Origin of the sequence: Mesorhizobium sp. B4-1-4, assembly GCF_006439395.2 — a bacterium.
Taxonomy (GTDB): domain Bacteria; phylum Pseudomonadota; class Alphaproteobacteria; order Rhizobiales; family Rhizobiaceae; genus Mesorhizobium.
This window is the reverse complement of sequence record NZ_CP083950.1, coordinates 164,590-183,102: the sequence shown is the minus strand read 5'-3', so window position 1 is coordinate 183,102 and position 18,513 is coordinate 164,590. Positions and strand designations below refer to the sequence as shown.

Here is an 18,513-nt window from a genome sequence, read left to right as displayed (position 1 = left end):
CAAGCCGCGAACGCGGCATTTGGCGGATCGGTTTGCAGGTGACGCTTCTGTTTTGAAGGATTGCGGCTGTTGAAGCGCAATCTCGAGAACAGGAGCAAGGGCGCGTCGTCTCGGTCGGCGTCATCATTGCCGTCGGGGTCGACACTGACGGCCGGCGCGAGGTGCTGGGCATGGAGATCGGCGCCTCCGAGGCCGAGCCGATCTGGACCGAGTTCCTGCGCAAGCTCACCCGACGTGGCCTCAGAGGCGTCAAGCTCGTCATCTCCGACGCGCACGAGGGCATCAAGGCAGTCGTCACCAAGGTGCTGTGCGCGAATTGGCAACGCTGCCCGAGTCCACTTCATGAGGAACGTGCTGGCCCATGCCCGAAAGAGCGGGCGCCGTGTCGTCTCGGCCTTCATCGCCACCACCTTCGCCCAGGAAACGCCGGAGGCCGCCAGCCCCCAATGGCGTCGCCGACCAGATCCAGCCCAAGATGCCCAAGCTCGCCACCATCATGGACGACGCCGAGCCCGATGTGCTGGCCTACGTGACCTTCCCCAGGAGCACCGCGCCAAGCTCCAAAGCCCGCATCGAAAGCCCAGCGAGCCGGTCATCAAGATCCAGCCGATCAAACCCGAATCCTCGGCCGCAATGGATGCAATCGCGGTTATCATTGCCACCGGGCTGAGACTGTCTTCGGAAGGGACGAACGCGCGTAAATTTGCTTGCTGGAGCTTTTCGCCGCCGGACGCCACCGTCAGCCCTTGCCCGAATCGTGGTAGCGTAGCATGCGAAATCCACCTAGACCCTCCAACAATAAACCCTTCCAGGTCCCCTTTTGATACCCGTTGTCAGATCTCCGAGTCCACGGTAGTGTACACGATATGTTCCACAGGAAGTGTGCTCCATGAGGTCTCCGGTTCGCCAGGTCGGAAGACCACGAAAAGCCGTCGCAGCGTACGCCGGAGTGACGGATGCCCCCCTGAGCCTGCAAAACGGACGGGTGATGGCGCGCGCCTGGAGCGATCAGTTGGACATTCGGCGGCGACAACCAGCAGCTTGGTCTTTCATCGCCAAGACCGTTGAGGCCTATGTCGAGGCCTCTGGAGAGGTGATCGGCTGGTCGCTTCCGATCGCACCGCTCACGGTCGCATTGACCTACTCGCTTGACACTTCGGCGACCGAGTTGGCCAAAACGTTGGGCAGAGCCGCTGCCATGCTGCCGATCGAGGAGGCCTGCTATCAGCTGAGTGCCTGCTACACCGCCATGTTGCCCCAGGAAGTGCGCACCGCCTGGGGAGCCTATTACACTCCACCAGCGCTCACCGACCGGCTCTTGCAGCTCGCGAAGGAGGCCGGCGTCGACTGGCAGACCGCACGAATCCTGGATCCAGCATGCGGCGGCGGGGCGTTCCTACTGCCCGTGGCGATGCGTATGCGCAGCGCCCTCCCTCAAGCTAGCGCCACGGAGCTGATCGAGCACTTCGGCGCCCATTTGCAGGGCTTTGAAATAGACCCGTTCGCGGCTTGGCTGACCCAAGCCTGGCTGGAGATCGCCTTTGCCGACGAGTTGAAGGCCACCGGCCGTCGCTTCCCTTCCGTTGTAAAAGTCTGCGACAGCTTGACCGAGACGGTTTCCGGTAAGCGCTTTGATCTGGTAGTCGGCAACCCGCCTTACGGCCGCATCAAGCTTGCAGCACGGCAACGGGAGCATTACGGCCGCAGCCTTTACGGTCACGCCAATCTCTATGGCCTTTTCACTGACTTGGCGCTGCGCTGGACACGGGTTGGCGGCGTCATCGCCTACGTGACGCCGACCGGTTTCCTCGCGGGCGAGTACTTCAAGGCACTACGTGGGCTGCTGTCCAAGGAAGCGCCGCCGCGGGCGGTGGACTTCGTGACCGCCCGCAAAGGGGTATTTGAAGACGTCCTCCAGGAAACGATGCTGGCCACGTACAAACGTGGCGCCAAAGTGGCGCCGACGGTGGTCCACTATCTGTCTGTCAACGGAACTGCCCAGGTCACGCATGCCGGCGGGTTCAGCCTACCAAGCGAGCGCACAGATCCTTGGTTGGCGCCAAGAAATCCTTCAGATGAGGGACTGGTGAAGTCGCTGGAGCGGATGCCGACGCGGCTATCCGATTGGGGTTACAAGGTGTCGACAGGTCCGATGGTGTGGAACCGATTTAAGGGCCAGTTCCGCAATCGGCCCGGCAAAGATACCTTGCCCGTGATTTGGGCCGAAGCCGTTACTTTCGACGGGCGCTTCATATTCCGGGCGGACAAGCGGAACCATGAACCGCATTTCCGGCCATCGGCCGGAGATGAGTGGTTGAAAGTGTCGGAGCCCTGCGTCCTGCTGCAGCGCACCACCGCCAAGGAGCAGGCACGCCGGTTGATTGCGGCTGAACTGCCCGCCGACTTTATCAAGACGCACGGCAGCGTGATCGTCGAAAACCATCTCAACATGGTCAAGCCGCGCGTCAAAAGCCCAAAGGTTTCGACGGCGGTCATCGCCGCTGTCTTGAATTCGGGGATTGTTGACCGGGTGTTCCGCTGTATCAGCGGCAGCGTGGCGGTTTCAGCATTCGAGCTTGAGGCGCTACCTCTTCCTTCTCCTGATGAATTGGCGGAATTGACAAAAATGGTCTACCGGCAAGCGCGCCAACCCGAAATCGACGCGCACATTGAAATGCTATACCTGAGCCGATCGGCCGCATGAGCACCCTGCCAGGTCTTCTTTCGTGGGAATCCGTGCAGGAGAGGCTCAAAGCCATTTTTCCGGAAGGCACTCCCCATCGCGGCTATCTGACGCGAGATCTAGCCGCCAGTACGGTGTTCGTGGCCCTCTATATTGGAGCCGTCGAGGGAAGTGGCATTTGGCTCGGGCCAAAACATGTTTACCGGTTCAGCGATGATCAAGCGGATATGGTCTCCGACGATCAACGCATGGGGTACGCCTCGCAGGTCATGAAGGCCGGAGGTCGTGCGCCAGGAACGCAATGGTATCAGGACACCACGCGCGAACCGATCCGGGACGAAACCCTTCGGGAGGCCCTCGTGGTCGTGGGTGCCGCTATCGAGCGGCAGGATATACCGACGACCTCCAGCAAGCCGCGTTACGCGCTGCAGGCCGGGTTCGCCGAGTTGTTCGACCCAAATCTGGTCGGCGAAAAACTGGACTCTGCGACCGGCGCTTGGCAGAGCAAAACCTTGAACAAGGGGGCGCTTGCCCGCATCGCCATTGTCCGTGGCGGCGCGGGATCGGCCGGCGACAGTCTAAGCGTGACGTTCCCCAACGGTGAAACCCGGCGGATGAAGCCTGGACCGAGTTCGGAAATCACAAAGGCCGTCATCGAGGTCTTTGCGCCCCGCTTCATGGGGGAGCCTGCGATTCTGTTTGTCAGCGAAAGCGGCAACAAGGTTGTTTCTCGCGACGACGCCCTCGCGAAATCAGTTGGGCTGACGATCAAGGCGGATAAGGATCTTCCCGACATTATCCTCGTGGACCTGGCGCCCGAGCATCCCCTTTTGGTATTCGCGGAGGTCGTGGCAACCGATGGTCCTATCAATGCCAGGCGGAAAAAAGCCCTGGAGGACCTAGCGAACGACGCGGGATTTCCGCTGGAACATGTCGCCTTCCTGACCGCCTATCTCGACCGCAGCCGCCCCTCGTTCAAGAAGACGGTGGATTCCCTGGCATGGGGAAGCTTTGCGTGGTTCTCCGCAGAGCCGGATCATCTGATGGAGCTTAGTGACGGGAAGCGCTCGCGGCTGATTTAGGCTGTGTCATGGGCTATGCGATCAACTGGTCGAAGACTATGGCGCGTTTCATCTTCGCTTTCTCGGTCCCCGCTGGTTTTCTTGGCATTAGGATGTCACCTCCTCCTGCTGGAACCGATCCCCCTTGGTGGCTACTGCCTCAGAATGTCCCAGGACAGCAGCACTGTCATGCTAGTCTAGACCTTAACAGAAACGTGCAACACCCTGGCGCAAGCCTTGTTGCTGCCCGGGCCATGGACCTTGGCCTTGGCTTCTGCGAAGTCGTGGCGCGCCAAAAGGCCTCGCGCATGGGCGGATTGGGCATGATCACTTTACCGTTGAGGCCATCGAGCGGCGGCAACCCTTTTCCGGGTCAGGCAAGCTTTGCTGTGCCGGCAGTCACCCCAGCGGCCATTCCGTCCGCCATTTGCCGTCGAGGCCCTGGACCAAGACCTCCTTGACGTGTCCTTGCGCAGCTGTGGCAGACGCAGCTTTGATCGCGGTTAACAGCGCGGCCGAAAATTCTCGCGTAGCGATATCGAGACACTGATCCGCATTTGTCGGAAGCTTTAGCGAACTGTCGCTCAATGTCCTCTAAAAGCTATTCAGGGTATCGTATGGTCACCTTCGAACTGCTGGCGACAACGGGCGACAGCACCGGCAGCATGCTTCGGCGACCCTTCACTCTCATCTGGATTGGGCAACGGCGCTTCGTCGGGAAGTTGGTCCGGATCAGGTTCCCTGATCGGTTTAGGCTTCCAGCTCGGCGCGGGCATGGGCGCGTCTCGGTTTGGTTCGGATTCGGGTGGGCGAGGCATCGAAATCATCTCCCATTCGCTTTACACGTGGCGTTAACGGCGCTCGCCGCGGCTGAGCCCACCTCGGAAGCCTCCGAGACGGGCTCATAATCGATCTGGCTGGCCGGTCAGCGGTTCTTGTGGCTCTGCTCACCGGCCTTGACGTGTTGCTCATGCGTGCCACCACGCGTGCCGCTGCCCTGCTGACGCTCGTCGGCAGCGTGTTGCTGGCGATGCTTGTCATCCATGTTCTTGTGGCTCTGCTGTCCAGCCTTCACATGCTGCTCATGGGTACCGCCTTGATTGGCTTGATTGACCATCCTTCTTCTCCGTTTCCACCGATACGAGACGATCAGTCGCCTCGGAAGGGAAAGGGCTTCGCCGCTAGCCAGTTCCCTCACAAAATATTTCGTGAAGCTTGGCTGGCCCTTGCAAAGCCAAGCTGCCTCCAAGCAGGATCTTCGGTGCACGTCCGGACGCCGATTGCGAACGATCGGGTCATTAACTCGACGCCTCGATACCGCGAGGCGATCGAAAAGATTCGTCGCAGCGAGCATGATGCGCGCTCGACGGCGATCGCCATCGGCCTTTCCGAGGCACGTCGCGCTAGGGTTGACCTGCCGCCGCCAAAAAGAGGCAAGGTTAAGAAGAGTACACGCAAGGCGCCGAATACGAGTACGAGGTCGGACAGGGCGAGCGCACGCCAAGGCATCGCCCGAAGGTCTCCAAGGCTGTGTCCGAGGTCCTTGAGCATGAGCCGAGGAACACTGCATCGCGTGATGCTCTCTCACGGCGGACCAAAAGCGCTGCATCACACCGGGAGGCGGAAGGACGCTCGACTGCGGCGAAGAAGGCGGGCGAGACGAAGTGCGCATCGGTCGCTCGGCCGCGGCTCGGAAGGCTGCCGAAACGCGTGCGCGGAAGACTTAGCGGGAAGCAGCGAATGGGTTCGAACACGTCACGGACACCCTTCCGCTTTCCCGGAGCTTGGCGGCGGTCCGGCGTGAGCCCGCCATATGGATGGCGGCGACCAGGCCAATTGCGCGTCGATGCATTCTCCCTGTTGCAATGTCTCGCGCGCTTTATTAGCCCACAAATTGCTAATCGCATGCCTCAAGCCTATGCTGTTGGCATCGGCCGCCGGTCATATCGGATGCGGCTGACAGTAAGAGGTACGCGCTCTTGCCCGTTAGGGGGAGAAGAGCCATGCCTCAATTTTGCAAACTCTATCTCCAGAGGATTTTGCGCTTTTACAGCCATCGATGCATCACGTCGAACTGGCCATCAAAGCCCGGCTGGAAGATTCCTATCAGCCTATCGAGCACGTGTATTTTCCGGAGACGGGTATCGCGTCGGTGGTCGCCACGATGACCGGAGGCCGGCAGAGCGAGGTTGGCATCCTCGGCCAAGAAGGTATGACGGGAGTCGCGGTCATTCTCGGGCAAGACAAGTCTCCCAACGAAACCTATATCCAAGTCGCCGGCAATGGCTGGTGCCTGCCGGTTGAAAACCTTCGCGCCGCAATTGCACAAAGCCAAACCCTCCGAGATTCGCTGCTTCGCTATGCCCATGCATTCCTGGTGCAGTCGTCCCGAACGGCGCTGGTGAACGGACATTCGAAAATCGAGGAACGACTGGCCCGGTGGCTGCTGATGGTCCACGATCGGACTGAGGGAAAAATCTACCTGACACATGAATTTCTGGCGACCATGCTTGGCGCTCGGCGTCCCGGCGTAACAACAGCCCTGCAAATGCTTGAATATCGGGGACTGGTTCACGCCAAGCGCGGCGAGATCACGATTGTCGACCGCGCCGGCATGATAAAACTCACACACGGAGCCTATGGGGAGGAGGAGCAACGTCACTTCGGCACAGCCTCCAGCTGATTGTCCGCAATCGGAGATAGGATTGGAGCCCGCAAAAAAAATACTCTGTAAAATCGCGTTGGTTTGGGTTCAGGGAGGAAACTCTGGATGACCGGCACGTGGCGCGCCATCACAGTTGCGGCCGAGGCTTATGTTCGTTCCAGAAGCAGCGCCGGATTCTTTTCCATCGCACAGGCAATCCGCGCCATCCGAACATTAATGCCGGCATGCCAGGCTTCCGACAGAATTACGAAGCACTGGCCACGCTGCGGCGGATAAATAGGTAAACGTGTACGTCGGCGAACATCCGCGGGCCTGAAGAGGGTCGTCGGCGGTTCTCTCGTGAGAGCGAAGATGGAAGAGAAGTAGAACTTTCGTATGCTTTATTTGCACACGATCTCTCATAACTACTTGATTTTCTTCACTTACCTGCTCCATCCATCATCGGGCACTCCCGACGGATGACCGTAGGCGATGCGCGCCAGATGACTGCCGCCCGGCAGAAAAAGCACGAGCGGGGCGGTCGAAGCGTCGATCCGCTCACATAAAAGAAACTGATGGCCTGACGCGGAAACCAGGCGCCCGCCGGGCCAGAGATCGGACATGGAATCTCTCAGCAGACGCCATGCATCTGTTTCAGTTCGGCGGCATCGATCACCACGACACCATCGGCATCGGCCGCTACCCAGTCTCCCGGTGCGATCGTGGCTCCTGCAATATCGAGGATGACGTTACCCTCCCCTGCTCCCTGCTTGCGCGGCTTGCGCGGGCAGGTGCCGAGGGCAGCTAACCCGACATTGACGGCATGAAGCGCCTGCGCATCGCGGATCAGGCCATTCACGATCACGCCAGCCCAGCCGTTCTCCAGCACCAGCGCGGCGAAGTGGTCGCCGAAGACCGCGTGCTGCCGCGAGCCCCGATTGTCGATCACCAGCAATCGGCCCTCGCCTTTTTGCTCCAGGAGCCGGCGGATCAGCGCCGTATCGTCTTGGGCAGCGAAGGTGGCGGCAGGCCCCTGAAAAGAGGCTTTGCCGCCGAAGCTCCGCCACGGCAGATCGACGATCCGCGCGCGCTCCGCGAAAAGATCGCAAAGATCGGCGGTCGCCGAAGGAAAGCGGATGACGGGTGCGGTCATTGCGGTCGCTCTCCGTCGGTCGTCACGTGCCAGAGAATACGTTCCTCGAGTGCATCGAAAGCCTCTCGCCGGTGCAGCGAAAATCGATTGTCGAAGAGCATCAGGTCGTCCGGCTCGATGCTGTCTCCCCAATAGCTGTCGAACCGTTCGATGATGCTCCACAGAACGTTCGAGAGCTTTTCGCTCTCTTGCGCCGAAAGACCCTCGATCAGGCATCCACGCTGGCGTGGAGGAAATAGCGAGAGCCGGCCCGTCGCCAGGTCGCGGCGCACCAGCGGGTGCTTCGGGCCAATATGGCGGCGGTCGGCTCCCTCCGGCAAGGCCTGGATGTCCGCGGCATATTCCGTTGCGTACGAGGATTCTGAATAATGAATGGCCTTGAGGGGGGCGATGAAATCCGACAGAACCTTGGGCAGGCTGTCGTAAACGGCCTGCAGGTCCATGAAATAGGTCTTGGGCGGGTGGCGGGTGGGCGCCTTGCGACCGTAGAGGAAGGTCAGCGCCGTCGGCGTATCGAGATAGCTGCCGTCGGTATGCCAGGCATTTTCCGACGAACCGCCGTCGCCGAGGACCGTTCCGTCGCGCGACACATTCGACACCACCTTGATCTGCGGGTGCTCCGGGATGTGAACCGTACCAGCAGAATTGGCGCGTCGCAGCGACCGGATCGGTCCGAAACGGCCCGCGAGCCGAACGAGCTCGCCGGGGCCGAGCTGCTGGCCGCGGAAACGCAGCACCTTGTGGGCCGCAACGAGGCCTTTGATCTGTTCGATACGGTTGTCATTGTCGTTCAAGAGCTCGTTCAGGTCGATCCCTGTGACATCGGCCCCCAGCATGGGGGAAAGAGGTTTTGCGGTCTGCACTTTTATCTCCAGTTGGGTTGCCTGCGGGAAGCGGCGTCGTCGTTTTCGATCTCAAACATAGACAACTATGTTTGTCAACGCGGTCAATACGACTTTGTTGGGAGTCCGGAGGTGCTGAGCGGAAAATCAGTAGTCGAGGATAAATTCGACGCGGCTACCGCAATAGGACGTCACGCCATAGAAAATCGGCATGTCGCTGTCGCTGATATTGAGGATCTCCAACTGGAAAACCGGGTCCTGCGCCGCCATCTTCAGGTAACGGGCCTCTTCCGCATCCGGCAAGCGGCATTTGATCCGTGCGGTCTTGCGGCGGAAACTCTTCACGCCCAGTTCGCCAATCAGTTCGGATAGCGAAATTTGCGAACTCTGGCCGACCGGTATGCGGGCAAAGGCTGCTTCCACTTTCGGAAACCGCTCGACGGGAAAATGCAGCCGGGCGAGGTGAACCGGGATGCCGTCGGCCTCGCCGAGCATCGCCGCTGTCAGGATCGGCGAACCGGCCTTGATCTGCAACTGCAAGGCGATGGCCGTCGGGGCGCCATAGATGATCGTGGAGAGGATACGCCGGCTCGGCACGCGCATGTTGTCGAGCAAGTTCTGTTCGAAATAGGTCTGCGATCCGAATCGATAGGCGATGGCATCCTCGACGACGAACGTGCCTCTGCCGCGCTCGGAGCGTACGAGGCCCTGCCCCTGCAGATGTGAAAGGGCACGCCTTACCGTATGTCGATTGACCCCGAAACGCGTGGCGAGCTCGACATCGCCGGGCAGGCGTCCGCCAGGCGTCAAAATCCCCTTTTCAATTTCTTCGACAAGCGTGTCGCTTATATTTTGCCAGATCGCCATTCCATTCCCCGTCCATCTCGTCTGGCCCACCGCAACGCTGCCGTCAAGCAAGGGATGACCGTGTTTTGGTCATGCAGGCGTCACACAATTCTCCTACTAACATAGTTGTCTATATTTGAAATTCCAGCTAGCCGCTTTCCTCGATAATTCGCCATTTCACCACCACGAAAAGGGACGTCATGACCACGAGACGAGAAATGCTGCTCACCGGCTTTGCAGGGCTTGGCATGCTCGCAATGCCTCAGACCCCTGCTGTCGCAGCCGCGAAGACGACGCTGCAAGTCGCCTATTCGCCGGCCAACCTCTCTGCCATGTACGAGGCGGTCGCCAAGGCCTTCACAGAAGAAAATCCCGACATCACGGTGACCGCCCGCGGCTTTGCCACCTATAACGATCTCATGCAGGACAACCTGCGTGGACAGATCACTGGCGGCCTGCCGGACGTCTCCCATGACGGACTCAACCTCATTCGAGTCTACGCGGACCGCAAGTTCGCCGTGCCGCTCGACGACTATATCGCCCGCGAGAACAACTGGAACGCGGCGGGGTATCCGGCCGCCGTCCAGCGTATCGGCAGCATCGGGGGCAAGACTTTTGCGATCCCATTCGCGGTCTCCACGCCGACGATCTTCTTCAACCTCGATCTCGTCAACCGTGCCGGCGGCAATCCCGACAGATTGCCCACTGACTGGCCAGAGATCAACGCGCTTGCGAAGGCAATCGAGGGTTTAAAAGGCAATATTTCCGGCATCTACTACGACTACGCGGCAAGCGGTGCCTTCGCCTTTGAGACCCTGCTGTTCAGCCGTGGCGGTACCATGATGAGCGCCGGCGAAAAGAAACTGCTGATCGACAATCGCGATGGCGGGTGGACGATGGACATGCTGCGCAAGTTCGGGGAAGCGGGTCAGTTGGACATGTCGCGTGACAATGCCCGCCAGGCTTTCGTAGCCGGCACGCTCGGCATCTATCAGAATACCAGCAGCAATCTCGGCAATTTCGACAAGTCGATCGGCGATCGCTTCGCCTATGCAATGGTTCCGGTGCCTCTCTATGAGGGCGGGCGGGCGCCGGCGGCCGGCAACGGCATGGTGATGTTCAGCAAGAAGGACGACCAACGCGATGCCGCCTGGAAATATATTAAGTTCGCCTCCGGCCCGAAGGGGCAGGCGATCATGGCCAAGATGAGCGGCTACGTGCCAGTGAACGACCGGGTGCTGGAGAACGCCGAAATGAAAGCGTTTTACGCCTCGCACCCGAATTATGCGGTAGCGCTCACGCAAATCAAGGACCTCACCGGCTGGTACCTTTTCCCTGGCGAAAACGGCGCGAAGGCCAACGAGGCCTTGACGGTTGCCATGGGCGCTGTCGTGACGCTGAAGAAGACGCCAGACGAAGCACTCTCGGACGTCACCACCCATATTCGCAAGCTGATCGGCATCTGAATGATCGGAGCGGCGGGGGCCCAAATCCGCTGCCGCTCAATTGAACATCATGATGACCATTGACCTGACCCGTACGGTCGCACCAAGGACTCCCCTCCTCCAATCGATCGTATCCGAGGCACTCGGCCGTCTGATGCGAAGAAAGGATCTCGCCGAGGCCCTGCGCCTTCACCATTTCCACGGGACGGACAGCGAGCGCGATATCGCTGCTCGCTGGGTCGGGCGACGCCTCGACTTGCTTTCACCGGAAAGGCTGCTTCTGACGAGCGGAACGCAGATCACGTTACAGATCCTGTTCGCAGCCCTGGCGACGGAAGGCCGGCCGATCTTGTCGGAGGCCCTGTCCTACACGCCTGTGGAACAAATCAGCTCCCGCCTCGATCTGAGGAATATCGGCGTGAGCATTGATGATGAGGGGCTAATCCCCGAGGCGTTCAACGACGCTTGCCGCCGCCATGGACCTGCGCTTGTTTATTGCAATCCAACACTCCACAACCCGACCACCTCTGTCATGCCACTGGAGCGGAGGCAGGCGATCGCCGAAATCGCCCGCCGTCACAATGTGACAATCATCGAAGACGACGTCCATGGAATGCTCGACGATGTGGGCCTGCCCCCGCTCTCCGCGCTTGCGCCGGAACGCTCGTGGTATCTGCAGACGCTCAGCAAGACAGTCGGCCTCGGCCTGCGGGAAACCATTCTGGTGTGTCCAGATCCGGTTGCCGCACAGAAGCTGATCGCCTCCGCGCCCGTTTTTTCCGGCTGGTTCGTTCCCGCTCTTTCGGCCATGCTGCTCGCAGATCTCATGGAAGGTGGAGAGATCGACCTGATCGTGCGCGACGTGGGCGAAGAAATTCGCCGCCGCCAGTATATCGCCGCGTCCATACTGGGGCACGTGCCAGGTCTCAGGACAAAGCGCACCGCAATGAACGTCTGGCTGCCACTCTCCCCTGGCCGGTCGATGGACGACGTCGTGCTTCAAGCCGAGAAGCATGGCGTGTGCATTCGCCACAGCCGCTTCTATGCTACGCGCGATCGTCCTGTCCTGCCTCATGCTGTCAGGCTATCCGTTACTGCGCCGGACAGTTCCGAGGACCTGGCTCGTGGCCTTGAGATCGTCAAGGGTCTGTGCGGGTAGGCGGCGCCTGCGGGGGGATCGGCAAAGGGGTCGTTCCAGGCCGATGCCGCACCGGAGGCGACGTCGAGCCGCCCGTGGTCACTCTGGGCTAACCCGGAGCACCGCGAGTCCCCATCGCAGGTCGGCAGCCGCAAATCCGTGCTGCTGCGCTAATAGGCGGTGAGGAACGCGGGCCATGGACGGTTTAGAAACGTCCAACAATCCTGTCTCTCAACATCTTTGGTTTTGTCATCGTTCTTCTTTCCCTGATCTTTTCGGTCGCTTGGGACCAGGCGCAGTCCGCTTGATATGTAAGGGCCGCACCGGAGCTCGATTAGCCGCAGAAGTCAGGATCGTAAAGCGAGGACGAAAGCCGTTCCGGGCCATTGGCTCTGATGACAAGCTGATGCTCCAGCTTGACACCCTCCCCTCCGCTCTTCAGTCCGGCGAAGGTGCCCACGCACAGAACCATACCTTCTTCGACGTGTCCCTGATGGATCGATCCGCTGGCAAAGCCAGGTCGGCGTCCGATCGCGGGATATTCGCCCGTGCTCATTCCGTTGCCGTGCGAAACGCGGTGCCACTGGTGGTATTCATCGGGAAGATGGCATGCCTTTTCGATGATCTCGGAAAAGGAGACACCGACCTGAAGCAGCTCCGTGTTGAACATGATCTGATCAAGGGCTCGCCGGTACAGGTCCTTCTGCGTTGCATCGGGCTGCCTCCCGCAGACGAAGGCCCGAGAAAGATCTGCACCATAACCGAGCGGGCCGATGAGATCGCAGTCAAACGTCACCATTTCGCCTGCCTGGATTTCCTTGTGGCTTGCCTCCTGATGCCAGGGGTTTGTCCTTGGGCCGGAGGTGAGCAGGCGGGTCTCGATGTATTCTCCCCCCAGTTCGATATTGGTCTGATGAAACACGGACCATAGAGACAGCTCGCTGATCCCGGGCCGCAGTTCCTGCCTGATGCGTCCTATCCCCGCCTCGCAGACGTCGATCGCCATTCGCGTCGCCGTCACCTCGTCTTCCGACTTGATGCTACGCGCATGCTCCATAAGTTTCTGCGCGTCGTCGGTAGGCATCAGACCGCTCTCTTCGAGCGCGATCAGGCCTTGTTGATCAATACGATCAATGCTGATACGTGCCCGGGAGCGCGCCACGATTTCCGCCACCTCGCCCGCGAAGCTTCTGACGTGGGTCGCGGCTTCCGGTCCTGCGTAGTAGAAGAACCACGGTTGAGCTGTCCGCACCTCGTCGACGATCGGCAGGCCGGCGGCATGATGGACCCGGCGGCCCATCTCGAACAGGATGACGCGGCCCGTGCGTAGGACGAGACAATACCGGCCAGGGTGGCGCATCGTCCAAATCTGCATGTTCCGGGCACCGGTCGCGTAGCGGATGTTGACGGGATCGAAGAGCAGAACCGCGTCGCAATCTGTGGCGTCCATGGCTGCCTGGATTCGGGCGATGCGATAGCGGTGGAGTCGCTCGACATCCAGCTCGTAACTCTTCTCCGCGAGACCGTACTTTTTCAGAACGCTCGCGGGAGGAAAGGCATCGGCGACAGAGGACGACCCAGCTTCCAAGGTCCAAGCGGTATTGTTTTTATAATCGACCTCTGGCCGACCTGCTTCGACAAGCGCATCGTGCGACATTCAGTATTCCTACAATGTTCAGGATGGAGAGCGGTTCAGCGAACGCTCCCGGAGATATCGGCGGTTCACTCGATCAGAGCGCGAGTATCCTTCGCCATGCCAGCCAAAGCGACATCGGGAGCCAGCACGCCAGTGTAGACCTTCTGCATATAGTCGATAATGAGTTGATGAATCTTCAGACCGTTCGGACCGGGAAAGCTTGGCCAAGCAGTTGCGTTCTTCACGCTTTGCGCCGCGACTTTCAGTTCCGGGCGCTGGTCGTAATAGTCGCCGAGCTTGTCGGCTTGCTTCATCGCCGTTTCGTTGAACGGTAGGAAGCCCGTCATCCTGCCGACGTCGGTCTGGCCGTCGACTGACGCGGCATATTTCATGTAATCCCATGCGAGCTTCTGCTTTCCGCTATCCTTGGCAGTCAGAACGCCCGCCATTCCAGAGGCAGGAACCTTGCCATCGCTGGATATCGGGAACGGAACCACCAGCAGGTCGAACTTCCCGTTAGCCGCCCTCTTGTATGCGGCAAGGCCGCTCGAGGAGTCGACAAGGATGCCCAAAGTTCCAGCATTGAAGGATTGCCGCTGCTGGGCTTTCGTAAGGTCTATATGAGCGCGGGCTGCACCGATATCGGCGACGATTTGAAGCGCTCTGAGACCAGCATCGGAATCGAAAGCGATATCCTTCCCGTCCGGGGTGAGGATCTTGCCACCCTGGCTTAAGACCAGCGTCATGAAGCTCCAGCTCGACGACGCCTCGTAGTTCAACGCGATACCGCCACTTTGACTGTGGATCCTTTTAGCCAAGGCAATAATTTCCGGCCAAGTTGTAGGAAGATGGCCGGGATCGCCGCCGGCCTGCTCGACCAGCTTCTTGTTGAAGATGACAACCATGTAGGACGCGCTAAAGGGAATGCCGTAGGACACGCCTTTGCATTTGGCGACATCCAGTGCGGAATCCGGCATTCCGAGTGTCTTCCAGTCTGGATCCGCATTAATGATCGGGTCGAGTGGCCTGGGAATACCGCGTTCTGCGAGGAAGCAGATATCCGAGATGCCGTAGTAGCCGACATCCGGAAGGATGCCGATGATGGACCCGCGCAGGGTCGATGCCATGGCATCGGGATACTCGAGCGTCGGCTCGAACTTTACGCTCACGCTCGAATGCTTGCCTTCGAAGTCCTTCTTGAAGGCATCGTGCACCGGAACCATGAGGTTCGAAGCGGAGTAGAGGATCTTCAAGTCCTCGGAATGAGCTTGGGAGGTGATGCCCAGCGCCAGCGGCACTGCCATGAGCGCGCCGACCAGCCGACTTTTCCTAGATGATAAGTGTCTCATTCGATGACCTCCGGTTCAACAAGGGACATGTGGGCGAACGCCGGCGATGAAGCCTCTGAACCGAATTCATCCGCTTTCATAGTCGTCTGGTGATGCGGACGAATATATGAATGGATCTTTCTTGTCACGTGATATTTTTGTGACGTACAAGCGTGATCAGGACCTGGGCCCTTGTTTCAGATGGAAAGCTGACGAATGCGATGAACGTTAGACCGGGTGAGACTGGGGTAACTCTGTGGAGAGAAGTGTACGAAAGGCTCGCACGGGAGATTCGGGGCGGAGCATTTGCGCCTGGCCAGCAACTCCCTCCGGATACCGAGCTCGCCAAGGACTATGGTGTTGCGCGACAGACGATGCGTCGTGCGCTGAGCGCTCTTCGGAATCAGGGCATGCTCCGCATCGAGCAGGGCAGAGGTACTTTCGTCACCGATCAACCATTGGCCTTTCGGATCGGTGGCACGATCTTCCTCGATCAAAACCTGCGCGCCCTCAACATTCTAGGCAGACGTCGAATTCTCGGGATTGAATTGAGCACAGCGTCTTCCGACGTCGCCAGAAAGCTTGGAGTGGGAACCGGCGATTCCATAACCGGCGTTCGTGTGAAAGCCACGGCTGACGGGCAGGACATCGGCGTTGGAGAGAATGTCTTCGCTGTCTCGAGTTTTCCGGATTTAACACAGATATGCGAAGAGCTGTTTCAAACTCAGGCGCACCTTTCGTTCCCGGAGCTGATCAAGAACTGCGGCAGAAAAGGCCTTCACAGGGCAACCATCCGGATCGGGGCCAGGCCACCGACCTTGTATGAAGAGCAGTCCTTGAACATCGACCGGACTGAGTACGTGATAGAGACAATTTCGTCGATCGTGGATGGCGACAAGTCGCCATGCTTCCTCTCTTTCATGAGCTACCCGAGCAGCCGAGTGTGCTTCCATCTCGACGAGGAAATATCGCTAATTTAGGTGCAGTCCCGGCCTCTGGAGCCGGCCAGACCACCGCCAATGAGGTCGATAATCTTATCGGCCTGGGTAATCACACTTCGCCGATGGGTGATCGCGAGTACCGTCACATCCGTGGCGAGCAAGCGGATATGCTCCATTATGTCGCGCTCGGTCGCCTCATCGAGTGCCGAGCTGGCCTCGTCGAGAAAAAGGATCGCTGGATCGCCGTAGAGTGCGCGGGCAATGGCGATGCGCTGACGCTCGCCCCCCCGACAGCTTCAGGCACCGTTCGCCCACCGTCGTCTCGAAGCCTCCGGGCAAGGCTTCGATGAAGGACAGTAGCGCCGCCTTCTCGGCGGCCCGGCGCAGGCGCATCTCATCGCGCGGACGGCCGAGCAGGATGTTGTCGGCCAGGTTTTCGTTGAGCGGCACGGCGTCCTGCGGCACGACCGCGACCGCGCTGTACCAGTCAGGCCGGCCAATCGTCGCAAGATCGACGCCGTCGACAAGGATACGGCCCTGAGCAAGCTCGGCCGACTTGAGGGCCAACTTGAAGAGGGTCGACTTGCCAGAGCCCGTCTCGCCGACGAGGAAGGTGACGCCGCCGCGCTCGGCCGTAAAGTCGATAGCCGCTACGCCACGCCCGTTGGCATAGTTGTAACTAACACCCTCAAAGACGATGCGCCCCTCGCTCGGCATGAAGGTCGGCGCATGCAAGACCTGCCGCTCCTCGGGCGCCGCCCACATGGCTGCGAGCGGGACAAGCGCCGCCCGCGAGCGTGCAACGTCGTCGATGGCGTGGGCGATCATCTCGAAGGGCATGTTGAGCTGCAGCAGCAGTGTGTTGAACAGCACGACATCGCCGATCGTCAGCGTCCCGGCCCCATAGCGCGGCAAGAGCAGCAGGAACGTGACTGCGAACTGGACGGAGAGACCCAAGCCCAGCACCGCGATGTACGCGACGCGCTGCAGCACATAGGCGCGCCAGTTATCACGCACCTCCTCGGCTTTCGCCGTAAAGCGCCGGCTCATCCAGCCATGGCTGCCGAAATGCCTGAGCGTTTCCATGGCGTTCATGGCGTTGCCAACAAAGCGGGCATTCTCCTGCCCGGCCTCGATAGCCTTGTCGAGGAAGACCCGGGCGCGACGAGCGGAGATCAGCGAGAGCGTGACGGCGGCAACGCCATAAATCACGACGATCGCCGCGACCTCGGCATTGATCAGCGTGCCGAGGGTAGCGAGCGTAAGCAGGATCTGCGTTGCGCCGGGGATAAAGACGATAAGTCCGAGTTGCACCAGCGTCGTCAACGCGCTGCGGCCGCGCTGGCTCGCATTCTGGATCTCCGCCGGGTTGTGTTCGACGAAGAAGGTGCTGGTCTTCTTCAGGATGCGTTCAAAGAAGCGCGTGCCGTTGATGAATCCGAGATTCTCCGCGCTCATGAGGGAGAGGTACTGCACCATGTGCTGCAGCGCCGAGGACAGCCCCAAGAGCACGGCATAGGCCACGAAGCCCCAGGCGAGCACCGTCGGGAAGCTGTCCTGCGGCAAGCGGTCGATCAGGCGCGAGAAAAGAAGGGGAGCGGCGATGCTTGCAACACTGGAGAGCAAGACGACGACCGTGACGACGAGCAGCATCCAGCGGTCTGACTTCCAGTAGGCACGCAGGATCTCGGAGATCGGAGCGAGAATGGCACGTTTTGTCATCGGTCAGCACGAACCCGATTTAAGTACAGCCAGGGTCTCGGCCGCGGAACAATGCGGGTCTGGCATCCTTGTTGGGAGGAGACTGTGCTCTCCAGGCACGGCGACCCGTCGACAGAGAGCAGTCAAGTTGATGATTCGGATTGTGACCCGCGTTTGTGTCAGTTGTCAGGTGTCCCTTGTCTATCCGGGCGTCGCCGTATCCGCGATTGCGGCAATCGGCCTCTCAGCACTCGCTCGCATTTGTTCATCCATTTCCAAGCTCCAGCCCGTCAAAGCAGGCCGATATCCCGAACAACATATCCACCCGATCCGGAGCAATTATCGAGTGCGCGGAACTTTTGTTCCTGGCGGTACACAAAAGGCGGCAGCGCGGACTGCCGTTTCAGAGCCCAGGTGAGGCAACAAGTCGAGATGCCAATTCTCTTGCCAGACGGTCGGCGCCTTTAAAGTCGGTGACATCAACCACCTCAATCTTGTTTCTGACGGCAGTTTCAGCCAGGGCTTCATTTTCGCGGACGGACCGTTCCGTGAACTTGTCTATTGCGACTTTGATGGTGTCGTTCTGCTGCGAATGGTTGCTGCCCGTTCGGATGCGCTCCCGCAGGGAATTGGGTTCGACGTGCAGACACACAGCCAAGGCTTCTCCGATCTGCCAGTCGCCAAGGTATTCCGGGCGAAGAGCGGCCCCTTCTAATATGAAGCCTTCACCCGTTTCCCGCACTGCCTCTATTTTAGCACCGATGAGAGGGCGCATGTTCTCATGGTGCACCTGTAGGAACCAGTGAATAGCATCATCCGACATACGATGATAAAATTCGAGAACGGCATCCGGCACACCCGTCCAAGGCCGACCGGGGTGACGTCCCAGCATGTCGGTCGAAATAACAGGGCATCTGATGGCGCTGCCAATGTTATTGGCACATGTCGACTTTCCAACGTGCGACGTGCCGATTAGAAGTAAGCCGTTTGATCCGGATGTCATGGATTATCGTCTCTCTTGAATAAATTAGGCTTGGGTAATCATCGGTTCTTGTCGACGGCAGCGGCGGATGACAGCCGAGGTGTTGCTTGCTT

Annotated in this window: 16 protein-coding genes and 1 pseudogene; 7 read left to right on the top strand and 10 right to left on the bottom strand. The window is 59.7% G+C overall.

What is annotated here, in order from left to right; translation table 11 throughout:
* Positions 1-89: 89 nt before the first annotated feature.
* The 3 genes and pseudogenes from FJW03_RS00850 to FJW03_RS00840 all read left to right on the top strand — a co-directional run.
* Positions 90-567: pseudogene (locus tag FJW03_RS00850) on the top strand (transposase); the annotation flags it as partial.
* 421 nt (positions 568-988) lie between these two features.
* On the top strand, positions 989-2,704 hold the full coding sequence (locus tag FJW03_RS00845; protein ID WP_226890543.1) for a class I SAM-dependent DNA methyltransferase: 1,716 nt from the start codon (positions 989-991) through the stop codon (positions 2,702-2,704).
* Positions 2,701-3,765 (top strand): BsuBI/PstI family type II restriction endonuclease, encoded by a 1,065-nt coding sequence (locus FJW03_RS00840; protein ID WP_140762458.1) that lies wholly within the window; start codon positions 2,701-2,703, stop codon positions 3,763-3,765. The genes FJW03_RS00845 and FJW03_RS00840 overlap by 4 nt, the downstream gene beginning before the upstream one ends.
* A 904-nt stretch (positions 3,766-4,669) precedes the next feature.
* Here the strand turns inward: FJW03_RS00840 and FJW03_RS00830 are convergent.
* Positions 4,670-4,861, bottom strand: coding sequence for a hypothetical protein (locus tag FJW03_RS00830; protein WP_140762452.1), 192 nt, complete (start codon positions 4,859-4,861; stop codon positions 4,670-4,672).
* A gap of 942 nt (positions 4,862-5,803) precedes the next feature.
* Here FJW03_RS00830 and FJW03_RS00825 point away from each other — a divergent pair.
* Positions 5,804-6,427 (top strand): Crp/Fnr family transcriptional regulator, encoded by a 624-nt coding sequence (locus FJW03_RS00825; protein ID WP_140762449.1) that lies wholly within the window; start codon positions 5,804-5,806, stop codon positions 6,425-6,427.
* 404 nt (positions 6,428-6,831) lie between these two features.
* On the opposite strand, the gene FJW03_RS00820 is transcribed toward FJW03_RS00825, so the two are convergent.
* The 4 genes from FJW03_RS00820 to phnF all read right to left on the bottom strand — a co-directional run bounded on the left by FJW03_RS00820 (position 6,832) and on the right by phnF (position 9,250).
* Complete coding sequence (locus FJW03_RS00820) at positions 6,832-7,011, bottom strand: hypothetical protein (RefSeq protein WP_140762445.1); 180 nt, start codon at positions 7,009-7,011, stop codon at positions 6,832-6,834.
* An 8-nt stretch (positions 7,012-7,019) separates the two neighbouring features.
* On the bottom strand, positions 7,020-7,541 hold the full coding sequence (gene rraA, locus FJW03_RS00815; RefSeq protein WP_140762442.1) for a ribonuclease E activity regulator RraA: 522 nt from the start codon (positions 7,539-7,541) through the stop codon (positions 7,020-7,022).
* Positions 7,538-8,404 (bottom strand): TauD/TfdA dioxygenase family protein, encoded by an 867-nt coding sequence (locus FJW03_RS00810; protein WP_140762439.1) that lies wholly within the window; start codon positions 8,402-8,404, stop codon positions 7,538-7,540. The genes rraA and FJW03_RS00810 overlap by 4 nt, the downstream gene beginning before the upstream one ends.
* A 126-nt stretch (positions 8,405-8,530) precedes the next feature.
* Entirely contained in the window at positions 8,531-9,250 is a 720-nt protein-coding gene (gene phnF / locus FJW03_RS00805) for a phosphonate metabolism transcriptional regulator PhnF (RefSeq protein ID WP_140762437.1), read from the bottom strand.
* Between the two features lie 179 nt (positions 9,251-9,429).
* On the opposite strand from phnF, the gene FJW03_RS00800 reads away from it, so the two are divergent.
* Both FJW03_RS00800 and FJW03_RS00795 read left to right on the top strand, forming a co-directional pair.
* Positions 9,430-10,695 (top strand): extracellular solute-binding protein, encoded by a 1,266-nt coding sequence (locus FJW03_RS00800; protein ID WP_140762434.1) that lies wholly within the window; start codon positions 9,430-9,432, stop codon positions 10,693-10,695.
* Between the two features lie 52 nt (positions 10,696-10,747).
* Entirely contained in the window at positions 10,748-11,833 is a 1,086-nt protein-coding gene (locus FJW03_RS00795; protein WP_226890542.1) for a PLP-dependent aminotransferase family protein, read from the top strand.
* A 313-nt stretch (positions 11,834-12,146) separates the two neighbouring features.
* On the opposite strand, the gene FJW03_RS00790 is transcribed toward FJW03_RS00795, so the two are convergent.
* Together FJW03_RS00790 and FJW03_RS00785 are read right to left on the bottom strand one after the other, a co-directional pair.
* A complete protein-coding gene (locus FJW03_RS00790; RefSeq protein ID WP_140762428.1) occupies positions 12,147-13,469 on the bottom strand; it encodes a M24 family metallopeptidase in 1,323 nt (440 codons plus the stop codon).
* A gap of 65 nt (positions 13,470-13,534) precedes the next feature.
* Positions 13,535-14,752, bottom strand: a complete 1,218-nt coding sequence (locus FJW03_RS00785; RefSeq protein ID WP_181173210.1) for an extracellular solute-binding protein — start codon at positions 14,750-14,752, stop codon at positions 13,535-13,537.
* A 245-nt stretch (positions 14,753-14,997) separates the two neighbouring features.
* Between FJW03_RS00785 and FJW03_RS00780 the strand changes: the two genes are divergently transcribed.
* A complete protein-coding gene (locus tag FJW03_RS00780; protein ID WP_226890734.1) occupies positions 14,998-15,756 on the top strand; it encodes a GntR family transcriptional regulator in 759 nt (252 codons plus the stop codon).
* Here FJW03_RS00780 and FJW03_RS29995 read toward each other — a convergent pair.
* From FJW03_RS29995 to FJW03_RS00770, 3 genes are all read right to left on the bottom strand, one after another.
* Positions 15,753-15,980 carry a hypothetical protein gene (locus tag FJW03_RS29995; RefSeq protein ID WP_264296536.1) on the bottom strand — a complete coding sequence of 76 codons (228 nt, stop codon included), beginning with the start codon at positions 15,978-15,980 and terminating at the stop codon, positions 15,753-15,755. The two genes, FJW03_RS00780 and FJW03_RS29995, sit on opposite strands and share 4 nt — an antisense overlap.
* Positions 15,913-17,370, bottom strand: a complete 1,458-nt coding sequence (locus tag FJW03_RS00775) for an ABC transporter transmembrane domain-containing protein (protein ID WP_264296507.1) — start codon at positions 17,368-17,370, stop codon at positions 15,913-15,915. The genes FJW03_RS29995 and FJW03_RS00775 overlap by 68 nt, the downstream gene beginning before the upstream one ends.
* 451 nt (positions 17,371-17,821) lie before the next feature.
* A complete protein-coding gene (locus tag FJW03_RS00770) occupies positions 17,822-18,421 on the bottom strand; it encodes a hypothetical protein (protein WP_226890541.1) in 600 nt (199 codons plus the stop codon).
* Positions 18,422-18,513 lie beyond the last annotated feature (92 nt).